This window comes from Syntrophus buswellii, from assembly GCF_046097065.1.
Classification (GTDB): domain Bacteria; phylum Desulfobacterota; class Syntrophia; order Syntrophales; family Syntrophaceae; genus Syntrophus; species Syntrophus buswellii.
In genome coordinates this window covers 487,400-502,232 of sequence record NZ_CP175563.1, presented here as the reverse complement: position 1 = coordinate 502,232, position 14,833 = coordinate 487,400, and the positions used below count along the sequence as shown (strand labels likewise).

Here is a 14,833-nt window from a genome sequence, read left to right as displayed (position 1 = left end):
AAAATTCCTTCCACGCACGGCAGGCTGCGTCTGTTTCAGCCCTTCCGGCTCTTCAACTGCTCGACATACCTGGCGCGGATCTTGTTGAACATTTCAATCGAGGATTTTTCCGCGTAATCGGGATACGTCCAGGGAAGTGTTGAAAAGGTTTTATGACTGTACATCAGGGTCAAGTCCGCGTAAATCCCGTCCCGGAGATAGGGCCGATGGGTATACCCCTTGCCCGTGGCCAGAATCAGATGGGCCTTGGCAATGTAGCCGGGATCAATATTGACCGTCCTCTTTCCGGCCACCGCAAACCGGTCCTCCAGGGAATTGGTCCGGTTCTTGATATCGGGAAGGCTTTCCGGGGGGATGAGGCGCTCGAAGGACACAAACCGCCTCAGCAGCGAAGACCCCATCTCCTCGGCATAGTAAGACGTATAGTCGAAGGGAAGCAGGCCGCTGATGAAGTCCGTCTCCCCGTAAGTTTCGATCACGCAGGCCAGAATGTCGCGCAGTACGTCCCGATCCACGGCAAACAGACTCATGATCAGCTTGACCGCTTCAGCTTCGCGAGGCCGGCTCATAGGACCTTTTTCAACTCCTGGCGGGTCACCGTTGCCGTTCCCACCTTGCCGACGACGATGCCCGCGGCGCAGTTGGAGATCGCCGCCGCTTCCCGGAAGCTGGCCCCCGAAGCCATGCACAGGGCGAAGACACCGATCACCGTATCCCCCGCGCCGGTGACGTCAAACACCTCCCGGGCTTCCGTCGGGAAAAGGGTATGCAGAATTCCCCCCCCTTGCCCGTCTCTTTCAAAAAGGCTCATCCCTTCCTCTCCCCGCGTGATCAGCAGGGACCGGAAATTGTAGCGGGACAGCAGTTCCTTTCCGACCCGGACAAGCTCATCCCCTGTCGGCGCATCCACGCCGACGGCCCTGCCCGCTTCATGATGATTGGGGGTTATGATGTCCACCCCCGAATACAGGGACAGGTCGTTTCTCTTGGGATCGGCGCAGACCACGATATCCGTTCCGGCCACGACCTCAAGAAGGCCCGTCATCAGCTCCCTGGTGACAACCCCTTTGCCGTAATCGGAAACCACGATGGCTCCCAGTTCTCCCCGTAGCGTCCGGGCATAGGCAAGCAGTTTTTCAATGCTCTCCGCATCCGCCGTCTGCCGGCTCTCCCGATCGAACCGGACCACCTGCTGTCCGTGGGCAATAATCCTTGTCTTCAGGGTCGTCGGGCGCCCCGTTTCGACCACCAGCCCCGCCGGATCAATGTTCCTCCCGCGGAACTCTTCCCGGATCCGCTCGGCCATGGCATCCTCGCCGACGATCCCGGCGCCGTATACCCTTCCTCCCATGGCATAGATATTATTGATGACATTGGCGCAACCGCCGAGAAGGAGACGGTCCCCGGAAACATCCACAACGGGAACCGGCGCCTCGGGAGAAATCCGGGCGACCCTCCCCCGGATAAAATGATCCACCATGACATCTCCGACAACCAGCACGCGGGCCTCGGAGAAACGTTCAACAATTTCCCGCGCTCTCTTCCTGTCCAGAACTTTTTTCATATCAGATTTATCAAATATTAGATTTTCAAGCGAATTTTATTCCTTTGAGGGCGACCGATGCTAGTACCATGAGGCATGTTTGTCAAATCATTTCTTGCCCTGAAATCCCGCTCCCGGTTTTGCCGGTCTATTCCTGATTGACTTCACATGAATTATCAAGTAGAGGGAAATGCTTAGAATAATAAACAGGTTTACTCTGGGAAACGCGTTCATGATCCGGTCGATTCTCCTAATTTTTGTGGGTGTGTCCATTACCGCTTTTTTCTCTTTCTGGGCGGTGGCCTTCTCCCTCCTTGGCGCGGGCGAGAACCGCATCCACAGACTGGCGCAGCTCTGGGCCAGGATGCTGCTGGCCCTCTCCTCGATACCCGTGGAAATATCCGGCCTGCGCCATGTCCTCCTGGACAGACCCCAGATCTTTGCCGCCAATCACCAGAGCGACATCGATACCCTGGTGGCCCTGGCCTGCATTCCCGTTCAGTTCCGCTGGATCGCCAAGCAGGAGCTCTTCAGCATTCCCCTTTTCGGCACCGCCATGCGCAATGCGGGATACATTCCCATTGACCGGAGAAATCATGACAGCGCCCTGAGAAGCCTGGAGAATGCCGCCCAGATCATTCGAAGGGGCCGTTCCGTCATGACCTTCCCCGAAGGGACGAGAAGCGGCGATGGGACGATCCAGCCTTTCAAACAGGGGGTCTTTCATCTGGCGATCTCGGCCGGCGTACCTGTCGTCCCGGTAACGATCATCGGAAGCGGGGCCATCATGCGGAAACGCTCTCTGAAGATCACTCCGGGCGGCGTGAAGCTGATTTTTGACAAGCCGATCGACGCGGCGAACTATTCCATTGAAACGCGCCACCAGCTCATCGACGAGGTGCGTAATACCATTGTTGAAAATTACCGGAACGATTCATCCCCTCCCAAGCCCGGTTCGGCCGCTCACCACACCGGAATAAAAAAGGGAGTTTGAGGTGGAAACGAAATCTTCAAACCATCCGCCTTCCCGTTCTTCATGGAGGCACGAGATTCCCGGCGTCATCAGCCTGACGGCGGCCCTGTTCCTGCTGCTGTGCCTTTTTTCCTATTCCCCGCAGGACCCATCCATCGGCCATTACGTCCCGCCGGGGGGACCGGTCCATAACCTCATCGGCCGGTTCGGCGCTCACCTTTCCTATGCCCTTCTGTGGTTCTTCGGGATGAGCATTTTCCTCCTGCCCGCCGGATTGCTGACCCTCTCCATTCTGTATTTTGTCCGGCCGGATTTCAGGACAGGCAAAAAAATCTTCATTGGATTTTCCGGATTGATGCTTTCTTCCTCCGGGCTCCTTTCTCTTCTGGCTCCGGCGCTGAGCCTCCACGACGTGCAGGATCAGCCCGGCGGTCTGCTGGGAAAGGCGCTGACAGGACTGCTTTCTTCCTCCCTTGGCTCCGCCGGCACAGCGCTCCTGCTCCTGTTTGTCCTGACTGTCTCCCTGATGATCCTGTTCCGGTTCTCCCTGCTGTCCCTGGGAAGCCTCCTGAAGGCGAATCTGGCGGCGGGCGGGCCGGCCCTGATGTCCCTGTTCCGCAGGGGAAGAGCCATCCTCCCGGAAAGGAAGGAAAAGATCCCCCGCATTCATACCCGGAAGCCGGCGGCCCCGCCGGCCGGGGAAAAGGCCAACCCGCCGGAACCGCCCCCCCTCGTCCCCGTTGTGCGGCGTGGAGGAGGGTATACGCTGCCGCCCCTTACCCTGCTGGACTACAAGGAGCGCAGGGACGCGAAGGTCAGGAAGGACTCCCTGCTGGCCAACTCCCGCACCGTTGAAAAGACCCTGGCCGATTTCGGCGTGGTGGGGAAGGTCGTGGAGGTTCAGCCCGGACCCGTCGTCACCCTCTACGAGCTGGAGCCGGCGCCGGGAGTCAAGATCAACCGGATCACCACCCTTTCCGATGACCTCGCCCTGGCCCTGAAAGCGCCCAGCATCCGGATCATGGCCCCGATCCCCGGCAAGGCCGCCGTCGGCATTGAAATCCCCAACGGCAACAGGGAAACCGTCTATCTCCGGGAGGTCCTGGACAGCGAGACGTTCCGCGAATCCCGCCTCGTCCTTCCCATCGCCCTGGGCAAGGATATCGTCGGCAACCCCATGGTCGCGGACCTGACCCGCATGCCCCATCTCCTCATCGCCGGGACCACCGGATCGGGGAAGAGCGTTTCCCTCAATGCCATGATCTGCAGCATCCTGCTCAAAGCCGCGCCCGAGGATGTCAAGTTCCTCATGATCGATCCCAAGCGGCTGGAACTCTCTTCCTATGAAGGGATCCCTCATCTCCTCCACCCCGTGGTGGTGAACCCCAAGAAGGCCGCCCAGGTCCTCAAGTGGGCCGTGGAGGAGATGGAGCGGCGCTATCAGCTGATCGCCGCGTCGGGCGTGAAGAACATCGATTCCTACAACAAGGCCCTTGCGACGGCCGCGCCGCAGCAGCCCCTGCCCGGACTGGCGCCCTCCTCCGAAGGAGCGCCGCAGAGTGCATTGCCTTCCAAACTGCCCTATATCGTCATTATCATCGACGAGCTGGCGGACCTCATGATGGTCGCCCAGAAGAATGTAGAGGACTCCCTGACCCGGCTGGCCCAGATGGCCCGGGCGGCGGGCATCCACCTCATGCTGGCGACCCAGCGCCCCTCGGTGGATGTCATCACCGGCCTGATCAAGGCCAACTTCCCCACGCGCATCTCCTTCCAGGTCTCCTCCAAGGTGGATTCCCGCACCATCCTGGATCAGCAGGGCGCGGAAAGCCTGCTGGGATCCGGCGACATGCTCTTCCTGCCCCCCGGAACCGCCAAGATCTCGCGGATTCACGGGGCCTTCGTCTCCGACCGGGAGATCGAACGCATCACGGAATACATCAAGACGCAGGCACAGCCCACCTACGACGAATCCATTTCCCGCTACGAAGCGGACTCGGATATGCGGGAGGGGGAAAAGGGGAATGAGGTCGTTGACGAAAAGTATGACGAGGCCGTGGAACTGGTGACGGACCTGGGACAGGCCTCCATTTCCCTCGTCCAGCGCTACATGAAGATCGGCTACAACCGGGCCGCCCGCCTCATCGAACGGATGGAGTCGGAGGGCATCGTCGGGCCTTCCGACGGCGCGAAACCCCGGAAAGTCCTGGTCGGGAAGCTGCCGCGATGATAGAAAGCACCGTTCACGTCGTCAACCTCGGCTGCCCGAAAAATCTCGTGGATTCGGAGGTGATGGCCGCCCTGCTGGCCCAGGCCGGTTGCCGGATCGTCTCCACGCCGGAAGAGGCCGAAATCGTGCTTCTCAACACCTGCGCCTTCATCCTGCCGGCCCGGGAGGAATCCATCGATGAAATCTTCCGGCTCGCCGAATGGAAAAGGCAGGGGAACTGCAGGCATCTCATCGTTACCGGCTGCCTGCCCCAGCGCTACGGCGTGGAGCTGGCGGCGGAGATCCCCGAGGTGGACCTCTTTCTGGGGATATCGGAAGTGCCGAACATCGCCGATCATCTCCGGAAGCTGCGAGACGGGCAACTCGATGCGCAGGCAAACCGCGCCGTGGTGACCCCGCCCCTCTTCCTCATGAATGCCGGCCATCCCCGCCTCCTTTCCGCGCCGACCTTCAGCGCCTACCTCAAAATCGCCGAGGGCTGTTCGCATCGCTGCGCCTACTGCGTCATCCCCGAGATCCGGGGAAAGGCCCGCAGCCGGCCCGTCGATGATCTCCTCGAGGAGGCGCAAGGCCTGGCCGATCGCGGCATCCGGGAACTGATCCTGATCGCCCAGGACACCACCGCCTACGGCCGCGACCTGCCCGGAAGGCCCACCCTGGCCCTTCTCCTCCGGGAACTGGCCGCCCTGGAGGGCCTGGCCTGGATCCGCCTTCTCTACACCTATCCATCCGGCCTGGCGGACGAACTCTTCGCGGTCATCGCGGAGCATGACCGGATCTGCCCCTACCTGGATGTCCCGATCCAGCACATCGACGACGCCGTTCTCAAGGCCATGAAGCGCCAAGGCGACAGCCGCCGGATCCGGAAGAGGCTGAGCCGCGCCCGGGAGGTCATCCCAGGCCTCGCCCTGCGGACCTCACTCATCGTGGGTTTCCCCGGAGAGACACCGGCTCAATTCAACCGCCTCCTGGCGTTTGTCCAGGAGATCCGCTTTGATCATCTCGGGGTCTTTCCCTATTCCCCGGAAGAGGGGACGCCTGCGGACAAGCTGCCCCGCCAGGTCTCGGAGCGGACCAAAAAGGCCCGGCGCAATCTGCTCATGGAGGAGCAGGCGGTCATTTCCAACGAGATCAATTCGACCCTCGTGGGCTCCCTCCAGGAGGTGCTCATTGAAGGCCCGAGTGGCCATCCCGACTATCCCTTCGTGGGGCGCTGCCGCCGCCAGGCCCCGGAAATCGACGGGGTGACCTATGTAAAAGGCGGAAACCAGGCCCTTCCGCCCGGCTCCCTCGTCCCCTGCCGGATCGTTGCGGCAGACGACTACGATCTCTTTGCAGAGCCTGTTGGATCGCCGTATTGAAGAGGGCCGACATGCCTGATAAAAAGCGCATCTTCATCAGTTCTGTCCAGAAGGAGCTCGAACTGGAGCGGGCCGCCGTCTCAGGCCTCATTGCCACGGACCCCTTTCTGATGCAGCATTGCAGCCCGATCCTATTTGAACGGGAGCCTGCCTCTTCCCGCCCCGCTTCCATGCCCTATCTCGACAGGCTTCGCGAATGCTCCGTTTACGTGCTCCTCGTCGGAACGGAGTACGGTCGACCGGACGGGGGCCTTTCGGCCACCCACCACGAATACCGCCTCGCCCGGGAGCTCAAGCTTCCCTCCCTGATTTTTCTCAAGGGGATGACCGATGAAGGCCGCTTGCCGGAGACGCGGGCCTTCATCGAAGAGATCAAAAAGGCCGGCCACACCTACAAGAGATTTCATGATCGGGAAGACCTCAAGCCGGAAATGCTCCGGGCGCTCCTGCGCACCCTGGCCGAACAATTCGGGATTCAGGCCACCAGCGCCGAGCAAAACGAAAGCGAACACCTGATTGAAGCGGCCTCGTCCTTCGAGACAGCCATGCTGCGGGATGTGCCGGTCAGCGAACTCGATCAGCGGCTGATCGAGGAATTCAAGGGCCGGATTCCCGGCGATATCCACGAAACATGGTCTGCCGCCGAGGTGCTCCATGCCCGGGGTCTCCTGCTCCGCTGCGATCATCCGGCCGCATTCTGCGCCAGCGCAGCGGCACTCGTTCTTTTCGGCGAACATCCCGCCTTTCGTTTTCCCCAATGCGAAATCCTCGTCGATGCCTACGACGATACGCGCATCTCGGGCCGACCCAAAGGTCAGCTGAACGTAAACGCCCCGCTTCCCCATGCCCTGGAAGAGATCCTTGCCTTCATCGACGCTCACACCTTCCATCCCCGGCGCGTGGTCGGCCTCAACAGCATCCGCCTCAATGAGTATCCACAGGCGGCCATCCGGGAAGCCCTCCTGAACGCCGTTGCCCACCGCAACTACGAGGACGCTTCGCGCAAAGTCTTCGTCCGCCTCTTCAGCAACCGCATCGAGATCGCCAGCCCCGGCTACCCGCTCAAACCGATCACCCTGGCCAAATTGCGAAAAGGCAACTACCGCCCCTGTTCGAGGAATCCCCTGATCGCCCAGGGCCTCTGCATCCTGGATAAAATGGAGCAGCGGGGAACGGGCTTCGCCCGCATGCGCGACGCCATGCTCAACCACGGCCTCGATCCGCCCGTTCTCGATCAGCAGGACGGCTTTTTCGTGGTCACACTGCCCGGACCGGCCGGCAACTACGACCGCCTGAGGCCGCCTACCGATGCGCCGGGCTTCATTACTCCCGCCATGGAAGCCCGGCTCAATGAGCGACAGCGAAGAATTGTGATGCAGATCCAAGAGGGCGGCAGCGTCACCAATAAGTGGATCCGGGACACGTTCAACGTGGTGCGTGATACAGCCTATCGCGATATCCAGTTGCTTCTTGACCTGCACATCATCGAAAGGAGAGGGCGTGGGCGTTCAATCCGCTATGTTCTTACAGGAGAACGGGCGTAATCATCCGATAATCGTCCGGTGAAATTCCCTAATCATCCGATTTCGGAAATTGGGTGAGGTGTAAAACGCTTTACCGCAAATCTTTTGATATAAAAGAGAAGATCTTCCAATAGGATTGGATATCATCATGATCGAGGCCATCGGGAAGCAATTTATTCGTTGGGTTGAATTTATCAAATCCCGACACGACAGGATCTTCTGAATCAGGGGAGCGGGGTCTTTCAACCCCTTTTTCTTTAAATCTGCCCCGTTGGACCAACACCCGAAAACAGGATTTTTGAAAGCATGCCCATACCCACTGAAAACGATAGAGAAACCATCATTCGACTCCTCCAGTAAGGAAAACCCCTTCCTGAAATCTACAAGTCCCGGCTCTTTCCCTTGGAGGTCAGGGATTATGTGGCGTTGACGAAGATTGATCAGCTTGTTTACTCAGAGAAAAAACGCGGGAAGACGTCATTGCGGAAACCCTGGCCGGCCCCCTCCAGGAGGTACGCACCTTCAATACGGACAATCCCTTTCCGGATGGCTGGCGAAACATGCTCATTTTCGGCGACAACCTCATGGCCCTGAAGATTCTCTATGAAGATCAGCGCGGTCCGGACAAGTGCGGAACAGGGAAAGGGACAACCTATCGACTTTCCCGTAAGGCAGCCGCCATTCTCAATGAAGGGGTGGCCTATGACATAACGCGAAGATTGGATCTGGAAGCGATCAAGGTCCTCATCCGGTCCTTGCTTAAGGATCGTCCTCTCCGCAATTCCGACATCAGGAGCTTCACAGACTTGGGCCGCCAGCAGGTCTATCGGATCATGAAAGAGCTTGAAGCAGACGGTCTGGTCTATCAAGAGGGGCGCGGCCAAACTGCCCTGTGGCATTTGAAGCAAACATATGCGATGTCATCCAGGATATCAACATCCGCATAGCCAATGGCACCGAAACAATAAAATGAAGAATATTAAGAACTGGCAGTGGCAGGCGTAGCTCTGGAACGGACGACTTCAAAAGACGACAGGCTCTGCGTGCGGCTGGTCTGTGCAACCCCTCCCTGTCTCCCCTTGTAGTCACTGTGCAACGATTGGTGACGCACCCGCACCTGTTTCGTCTCCCTTTACATACTCCCATACCAACCCTTGAAAGTTCCTTCATGATCTTTGAAATTTCAAGGATGATCCTGCAACCTGAAATGTGAAAGGAACTCACAGAATGACCGGATATTCAAGATTACGGTGATTGGATAGCCCCCTCCAATTTCCACCTAATTCTTAGACCAAAATAAGGAATTCCAGGTATTGCCCTCCTCGGGCATTCAGGGCATATTCGGTTCAAAAGAAACGCCACCATCCTCGTGATGCGAGTTCTGAGGCTAAACAATGAGGAGGCTCCCATGAACCAGCCCCAGTGGGAAGAAGAGAGTGAAAAGCGAAGAGAGGAATCGGAGAAGCGTCACGCGCGGATGGCCAGGCTTTTTAAAGAAGACCGCCTGGCCTTTGAACGGGAGCGCAAGCGGCTTCTCGATGAGTTTTTCAGCAGTGTCGAGGATGAAGATCTGCGCCAGCGGCTGCGAGCTCTGCAGGCTTCCTTCGAAACGAAAATGAAGCACGCCGGATCAGCCCACAATCGGTTCGTGCTGGCCCAGACATTGTTCTGGGACAATTTTCACAACAACTGGGAGCCCGGCATCCTGCAGTTCAATGAATGCCTGAAGAGCCTGGAGAGAAACTACAGCGCCTTCGATGATGAGCCGGATTCTTAGAGCCCGCCGTTCTGGTAGGTGTAGGTTACGGCGACGCCGGCCGAAAACCTCTCCGAATATCGGCCTTCCGCGTTAAGATGAAACCCCCTGCCCAGGGGCACGGAAATTCCTCCATAACCGCCGATCTCCGTTTTATTCTTCATAGTGGCGTCTTCTTCCAGCAACGGGATTCCAGAAACATGGCGGGAGGAGGTCACACGGGCTTCCGAGTAATGGATGAAGGGACCGGCATACAGGATGATCCCGCGGGCGGCGGTGGCTGATACGCTGATCCCCGACGTGATCTCCCACAGATCCCTGACGTTGAGTTCCGCCTTGTAGGGGGCGCCATTCCAATGCCCCCTGACCTCGTCTCCGAAATCGCCGAAGAAGAAGGAACCCTGAAGAAAAGCGCCGATGCCGAAAGCCCCTCCCAGGGGAAGGAAGACCTTGGCCCCCAGGGCACCGAAAGGCGTTTCATTTTCCTCGAAATCATCGGGAGAAGAGGTGGTCGTATTTATCCTGGAACGGAAACCATCTTCGATCTCCAGATCGGCGATCCCGATTCTCCCGTAAACTTCCCAGAGGTGGCGGGCGCCGCCATAGGCCACCTGCGAATATACCCGGTTCTGCCGGAATACGCAGGTCCCGTTACCCTCGAATTTATCCTCATGATAGTCAAACCCAACGGTCGTGTTCAATCCGCCTTTCTCCCTTGAAAGCGACTGCGGGGGGCCGAACAGGCCGCCCGCGGCAGCAGTTCCCGGGACAGAAAAAAGGACCAACAGAAGGGACATCCCTAGAAATTTCATCAGTAGTTTCGCCATTGAGACCTCCGGAACCTCTGCATCATCCCTTGTCAGGGTTGCTCTTATTCAATCCCGCTGCCGACGCTCACGGGCATTTTTCCCTCTCCGGACGGGAGCTGTTTCGTCAGATGTTTTTTCCGCGCTTCAATTTTCTGCTTCCGGTACTGGGCAAAGGCATCCCGGATGGAGAGATAGGGGTCGATCGCCGCCCCCTTGAGCGCCTCATAATCACCAATCCTCAAGGAGGTATCGTTGACCGCCTCGTATCCCCTCACCGTCATGGGGGCATACCAGGGATTCAGATAGGAGACGGGGGAAAGGAAATGCCTTCCGGCAATGTCAACCGTATCCCGGAGGCTGGACGGTCCCAGGACCGGCCAGACGATGTAGAAGCCGGGCCCCAGGCCGTAAATCCCCAGGGTCTGTCCCAGATCGACATTCTGTTTGGGAAGATCCAGTTCGTTTTTCGATGAGGGATCCAGAAGTCCACCAACTCCCCACAGGGTGTTCACAACAAAACGTCCCGATTCCTTGACGGCGCCGCTGAAATCGGCCTGAAGCAGGCAGCTGAGAAACCGGACTGGAAAGGCGAGATTTGAGAAAAAATTCCGGACGCTGATTCTCGCGGGCTCGGGAACAACCTCGCCATAAGTCTGAGATACAGGCTTGAGCAGCCAGAAGTAGAGCTTGTCGTTAACATGGTACATGGCCCGGTTGAAAGGCTCCAGAGGGTCATAGAGGGTTACCGGCGCTTCTCCCTCTTCCTCCGGAACATAGTCCGACTCCAGATCATCGGTATGCCCATTCCTCTTTTCCTCCTCCGGAAGCTCCGGGGACGTCCCCGGAGCGACGCTTTCCGGCGCACTCCCTGCCGGCACCGCCCTGCTCTCAGGCTCAGCGGCTGAGGGTTCGGCCATTGCAGGGCTTTCGACGCTTCCCGGATCAGGCTTTGACTCTCTTGCCGGAGGTTCCTGCGAAGCCGGCTCAAGCTGGTTCGAGTTGCCCGCACTCGGGAGAAGAATCGGCGCCGAGGCTGAGGTCGCCACGGCAGACGAGGCGTCGGCACGCGGAGCACCAACGCCTGCAAGAAGAACGAGAAAAAGAACGGTCAAACAGAAATGTTTCATGGCCGGGATCCCCTTTTCCTGTGCTCTGGAGACTACGTTTCTTTCACCTTTTTCCTCAGGGTCTGAAGCATCTGTTCCGGGGTGTTTTTTGCCAGTATTTCATTGAACTGCGTACGGTAATTCTGGATCAGGCTGACGTTTTCCACAACGACGTCATAGACTTTCCAGGTATTCCCCTTCCGGATCATGCGGTATGTGAACGGAATCGTCTTTGAGGATGACAGAATTCTCGTTGTCACTTCGGCCTGGTTGTCCGAAAGCATGGTTTCCCTGTCAAAAATAACATTCTCGTTGGCATAGGCGAGAATCCTGTCCGCGTAGGTTTTTTCAAGCACCTGCCGGAAGAGGTGAACGAACTCCTCGCGCTGAGCGGCGTTGAGGCTGTTCCAGTTCCTGGCCAGGGCCCGCCTGGACAGCTCCACTTCATCGAACATGAGGACGTAAATAGCTCGGAGCTTATCCTTTTTGACCTCCTTGGCCGATGCCGGCTTAAGCGCCGGATCCTTTAGAATTTCAAGCACCTTGTTGACATGAATCTTCAGCGTGTCCGTGGCCGCACCGGCACAGGCCGGCGACGGCAACAGCGAAAGTACAAACCATAAAACGATTGCAATTCCGAGGTGTTTTTTCATGGCGAATCCTTTTCTGTCTCCTATTCAGCGCTGTCTGTCTCTTTTTTGATCTCACCGAAGGCATATTTGCCGATGAGGCTTTCGATATCCAATGCCGGATGCGTCTCAATGATCGCCCCACCCGGGCGCAGGAGTTCGCCCCCTCCTCCCGGATCGATGCTGAGATACTTGTCTCCGATCAATCCCTCCGTCTTAATCGAAGCGATGGCATCGTCATAAATCTTGATGTCCTTTTTGATCTTCATCTCCACAACCGCTCTCAGGTCCTTCTGGTCTATGAAAAGCCTTTCCACCCTGCCGATTTCGATGCCCATCATATCCACGGTGCTGCCGGCCCTCAAACCGGAGACGGAGGTAAAGCGGGCAATAAGCCTATAGGTGTCATCGCCGAACAGGGAGACATGCCCGAGCTTCACGGTCATGTAACCGATCAGAATCAATCCGAAAACAATAAAGATACCCACGGTCGTTTCCATGGCATATTTTTTCATGGCTTTACTCCTGCGTGTCGCACGTTATGCGGCCGATTTCTTTCTGCCGGTCTCTTGCGCACTCAATGACAGACTCAATTTTTTCCAGCAGGTTGCCCTGGGCCATTCCGGCAAGAACAACCAGTTCAACACACCCATCACCCATTTTGCCGACGGCCTCGCCCTGGATGCCCCGGATCCCTTCTTCCTGGAATTCATTAATAAAATCAACCATGAGGGCATCCGCTTCGGTCTGATCCGAATAGGGGAGCATGGTCACGAACTGTTGAGCATTGACCCGGGTGGAAAAACCGCCGATGGGACCAAAGTGCTTATCGATGAACAGCCCGGTGCTGTGGATCGCCTTCTGTGCCGCATCGTGTCCCAGGTTGCTGATGACGGAATCCAGCCCCTCCAGGGTAAAGATGATGATGGTGAAGCTTTCCCCCAGAGCGCCCCCTTTCATGCTTGCATGATACTGAATCTTGAACTGCCGCTTGGAGCGCAGCCCCGTCAGTTCCTGCTGCAGGCCCTCAAGACTGCGTATGACCTCATCCTTGAAGGGATGGTCAAAATCCTCCAGCTCCTCAACGGTTCCCTGAAAGACAATGGTCCGGTTGTACAGGGCCAGGATTCGATTGGAGATGAAGTAGACGTCGGGAATCTCGTGGCTGACCAGGACCGCGGTAAACCCGAATTTTCTCTGATACTGGGCGATCATGCTCAGGATGGCATTTTTCCGCACCGGGTCCTGTCCGGACGTCGGTTCATCGAAGAGGACGATCTGGGGATCGATGACCAGGGCCCGCGCCAGGGCCGCCCGCTTCTGCATGCCCCCGGAAAGTTCGGAGGGATATTTGTACATCGCGTCGATCAGCTCCGTCTGCTCGATCCGGGCCCTGACCCTGCGGTCGATTTCCGCTTTTTTGAGCCTCGTCGTTTCCCGAAGGGGCAGAGCGATATTGTCATAGACGGTCATGGAATCAAAGAGCGCGTTGTCCTGAAACATGTAGCTCATCCGGCCCAGAGCGGCATACCGTTCCTTTTTGCTCATCTGGTCCAGGGGCTGCCCCCGGAACAGGATGCTCCCTTCATCCGGTTGAAGCAGACCGATGATATGCTTGAGAAGGACGCTCTTGCCGCCACCGCTCAAACCGATGATGGTCGTGACCTCCCCCTCATAAATTTTCAGATTGACCTTTTCCAGGACGGTGAGGGATCCGAAACGCTTCGTCACGTCCCGAAATTCGATCAGTGGATTATCCATCATCAACCTCAGAGCAGAAGGGAGGTAACCACATAATCCGATACCAGGATCAGCACACAGGAGAGGACGACGGCCGAGGTCGTTGCCAGACCGACGGCTTTCGCCCCGCGGCTCTCCGAACGCATATGGGCAAAATAGCCCTGATAGCAGCAGACCGTGGCGACAATGACCGCAAAGACGAACGCCTTGACGAACCCATCGGTCACATCCTTCATCTCCACACTGGACTGCACGCGATAAAAATAGGTGCCGGCGTTGGCGCCCATGATCCAGACACCGGAAACGTAACTGCCCAGAATGCCGATCAGGTCAAAAAGGGTGGTCAGAATGGGAAAGCTGATAATGGCCGCTGCAATCCTCGGGCTGACGAGGTATCTCAGCGGATCGATGTGCATGGTGTCGAGGGCGTCAATCTGCTCGGAGATTCGCTGGATTCCGATTTCCGCGGTAATGGCGGATCCGGCCCTGGCCGTGATCATGATGGCGGTCAGGACGGGTCCCAATTCCCGGATCAGCGACAGGGCGACGAGGGTGCCTAGGGCCCCTTCCGCACCGACCTTGACCAGGGCGTGGTAGGATTGAAGGCCCAGGACCATGCCGGTAAAAAGGCCGACCAGCATGATGATCATCATGGATCTCGCCCCGATGTAATAGACCTGCTGAATCACCTTCTCCAGTTGGCGGGCACGGGGGATCCTCATGATGGCCAGCAGCAGAAAGATCACGGCAGCGCCTGCATGGTTTACCCAGTTAAGCGCCGTACTGCCCAGCAGCGCAAAGGGCAGGGTCAGCAGCCTGCCCGGCCGCCGCGGTTCCCCATTCTCAAAAGATTTCTGTATCTTCGCAGACAGCGTCATACATCAAGCCTCTATCCGGTTGGACTCTTTGACGACTTCCCCTGTCCAACATCCGTTCCATACATCATTAAACCGGATCTTATTATCAGCTCCCGGCGGAACAAGTCAAGCAGAGCTTCCCTGTTTCACAAAGGATTCATTAAATTCAACCCATTGGGATGAAGGATCGACCCCTTGGAATGAGACGGCCTGTCCGATGCGGCCCATCTCTCTTCGCTGTGTCACATCGTCAGGGGGCGCGTTCAATCCGTAAGGAGAGACATCTTCTCCGAGAGCGATGTGAAA

14 protein-coding genes are annotated in these 14,833 nt (G+C 57.6%); 6 read left to right on the top strand and 8 right to left on the bottom strand.

All coding sequences use genetic code 11. The features are described 5' to 3' along the window. Positions 1-35 precede the first annotated feature (35 nt). Both ACJ77P_RS02215 and rfaE1 read right to left on the bottom strand, forming a co-directional pair. Positions 36-569 (bottom strand): DUF4416 family protein, encoded by a 534-nt coding sequence (locus tag ACJ77P_RS02215; RefSeq protein ID WP_367360706.1) that lies wholly within the window; start codon positions 567-569, stop codon positions 36-38. Beyond that, positions 566-1,564 (bottom strand): D-glycero-beta-D-manno-heptose-7-phosphate kinase, encoded by a 999-nt coding sequence (rfaE1, locus tag ACJ77P_RS02210; RefSeq protein WP_367360707.1) that lies wholly within the window; start codon positions 1,562-1,564, stop codon positions 566-568. Before rfaE1 ends, ACJ77P_RS02215 begins: the two co-directional genes overlap by 4 nt. A 211-nt stretch (positions 1,565-1,775) precedes the next feature. Between rfaE1 and ACJ77P_RS02205 the strand changes: the two genes are divergently transcribed. The 6 genes from ACJ77P_RS02205 (at position 1,776) to ACJ77P_RS02180 (ending at position 9,407) form a co-directional block, all read left to right on the top strand. After that, positions 1,776-2,537 carry a lysophospholipid acyltransferase family protein gene (locus ACJ77P_RS02205; RefSeq protein WP_367360708.1) on the top strand — a complete coding sequence of 254 codons (762 nt, stop codon included), beginning with the start codon at positions 1,776-1,778 and terminating at the stop codon, positions 2,535-2,537. 1 nt (position 2,538) lies between these two features. Next, complete coding sequence (locus ACJ77P_RS02200) at positions 2,539-4,746, top strand: DNA translocase FtsK (protein ID WP_408998881.1); 2,208 nt, start codon at positions 2,539-2,541, stop codon at positions 4,744-4,746. Further along, entirely contained in the window at positions 4,743-6,107 is a 1,365-nt protein-coding gene (rimO, locus tag ACJ77P_RS02195) for a 30S ribosomal protein S12 methylthiotransferase RimO (RefSeq protein ID WP_367360710.1), read from the top strand. The genes ACJ77P_RS02200 and rimO overlap by 4 nt, the downstream gene beginning before the upstream one ends. Before the next feature lie 11 nt (positions 6,108-6,118). After that, positions 6,119-7,651 carry an ATP-binding protein gene (locus ACJ77P_RS02190; protein ID WP_408998880.1) on the top strand — a complete coding sequence of 511 codons (1,533 nt, stop codon included), beginning with the start codon at positions 6,119-6,121 and terminating at the stop codon, positions 7,649-7,651. Positions 7,652-8,190: 539 nt separating this feature from the next. Continuing rightward, a complete protein-coding gene (locus ACJ77P_RS02185) occupies positions 8,191-8,577 on the top strand; it encodes a hypothetical protein (protein WP_408998879.1) in 387 nt (128 codons plus the stop codon). A gap of 461 nt (positions 8,578-9,038) precedes the next feature. Continuing rightward, positions 9,039-9,407 (top strand): DUF3135 domain-containing protein, encoded by a 369-nt coding sequence (locus ACJ77P_RS02180; RefSeq protein ID WP_367360713.1) that lies wholly within the window; start codon positions 9,039-9,041, stop codon positions 9,405-9,407. Here the strand turns inward: ACJ77P_RS02180 and ACJ77P_RS02175 are convergent. Genes ACJ77P_RS02175 through ACJ77P_RS02150 form a run of 6 tightly spaced genes read right to left on the bottom strand, consistent with a single transcriptional unit; the run spans position 9,404 to position 14,548 of the window. Beyond that, positions 9,404-10,213 carry a hypothetical protein gene (locus ACJ77P_RS02175; protein ID WP_367360714.1) on the bottom strand — a complete coding sequence of 270 codons (810 nt, stop codon included), beginning with the start codon at positions 10,211-10,213 and terminating at the stop codon, positions 9,404-9,406. The genes ACJ77P_RS02180 and ACJ77P_RS02175 overlap by 4 nt on opposite strands. Before the next feature lie 44 nt (positions 10,214-10,257). Beyond that, positions 10,258-11,322, bottom strand: a complete 1,065-nt coding sequence (locus ACJ77P_RS02170; RefSeq protein ID WP_408998878.1) for an MlaA family lipoprotein — start codon at positions 11,320-11,322, stop codon at positions 10,258-10,260. 32 nt (positions 11,323-11,354) lie between these two features. Further along, positions 11,355-11,954 (bottom strand): phospholipid-binding protein MlaC, encoded by a 600-nt coding sequence (locus ACJ77P_RS02165; RefSeq protein WP_367360716.1) that lies wholly within the window; start codon positions 11,952-11,954, stop codon positions 11,355-11,357. Between the two features lie 20 nt (positions 11,955-11,974). After that, positions 11,975-12,445 carry an outer membrane lipid asymmetry maintenance protein MlaD gene (gene mlaD / locus ACJ77P_RS02160; protein ID WP_367360717.1) on the bottom strand — a complete coding sequence of 157 codons (471 nt, stop codon included), beginning with the start codon at positions 12,443-12,445 and terminating at the stop codon, positions 11,975-11,977. A gap of 4 nt (positions 12,446-12,449) precedes the next feature. Further along, positions 12,450-13,694, bottom strand: a complete 1,245-nt coding sequence (locus ACJ77P_RS02155; protein WP_367360718.1) for an ABC transporter ATP-binding protein — start codon at positions 13,692-13,694, stop codon at positions 12,450-12,452. 5 nt (positions 13,695-13,699) lie between these two features. Then, a complete protein-coding gene (locus tag ACJ77P_RS02150) occupies positions 13,700-14,548 on the bottom strand; it encodes an MlaE family ABC transporter permease (protein WP_367360719.1) in 849 nt (282 codons plus the stop codon). Between the last annotated feature and the right edge of the window lie 285 nt (positions 14,549-14,833).

Excerpts from the sequence above, each read along its gene's own strand:
- rimO (WP_367360710.1), top strand. The coding sequence starts at position 4,743 with ATGATAGAAAGCACCGTTCACGTCGTCAACCTCGGCTGCCCGAAAAAT.
- ACJ77P_RS02170 (WP_408998878.1), bottom strand. The coding sequence starts at position 11,322 with ATGAAACATTTCTGTTTGACCGTTCTTTTTCTCGTTCTTCTTGCAGGC.
- ACJ77P_RS02165 (WP_367360716.1), bottom strand. The coding sequence starts at position 11,954 with ATGAAAAAACACCTCGGAATTGCAATCGTTTTATGGTTTGTACTTTCG.
- ACJ77P_RS02150 (WP_367360719.1), bottom strand. The coding sequence starts at position 14,548 with ATGACGCTGTCTGCGAAGATACAGAAATCTTTTGAGAATGGGGAACCG.
- ACJ77P_RS02180 (WP_367360713.1), top strand. The coding sequence starts at position 9,039 with ATGAACCAGCCCCAGTGGGAAGAAGAGAGTGAAAAGCGAAGAGAGGAA.
- rfaE1 (WP_367360707.1), bottom strand. The coding sequence starts at position 1,564 with ATGAAAAAAGTTCTGGACAGGAAGAGAGCGCGGGAAATTGTTGAACGT.
- ACJ77P_RS02215 (WP_367360706.1), bottom strand. The coding sequence starts at position 569 with ATGAGCCGGCCTCGCGAAGCTGAAGCGGTCAAGCTGATCATGAGTCTG.
- ACJ77P_RS02155 (WP_367360718.1), bottom strand. The coding sequence starts at position 13,694 with ATGATGGATAATCCACTGATCGAATTTCGGGACGTGACGAAGCGTTTC.
- ACJ77P_RS02185 (WP_408998879.1), top strand. The coding sequence starts at position 8,191 with ATGCTCATTTTCGGCGACAACCTCATGGCCCTGAAGATTCTCTATGAA.
- ACJ77P_RS02190 (WP_408998880.1), top strand. The coding sequence starts at position 6,119 with ATGCCTGATAAAAAGCGCATCTTCATCAGTTCTGTCCAGAAGGAGCTC.
- ACJ77P_RS02205 (WP_367360708.1), top strand. The coding sequence starts at position 1,776 with ATGATCCGGTCGATTCTCCTAATTTTTGTGGGTGTGTCCATTACCGCT.
- ACJ77P_RS02175 (WP_367360714.1), bottom strand. The coding sequence starts at position 10,213 with ATGGCGAAACTACTGATGAAATTTCTAGGGATGTCCCTTCTGTTGGTC.
- mlaD (WP_367360717.1), bottom strand. The coding sequence starts at position 12,445 with ATGAAAAAATATGCCATGGAAACGACCGTGGGTATCTTTATTGTTTTC.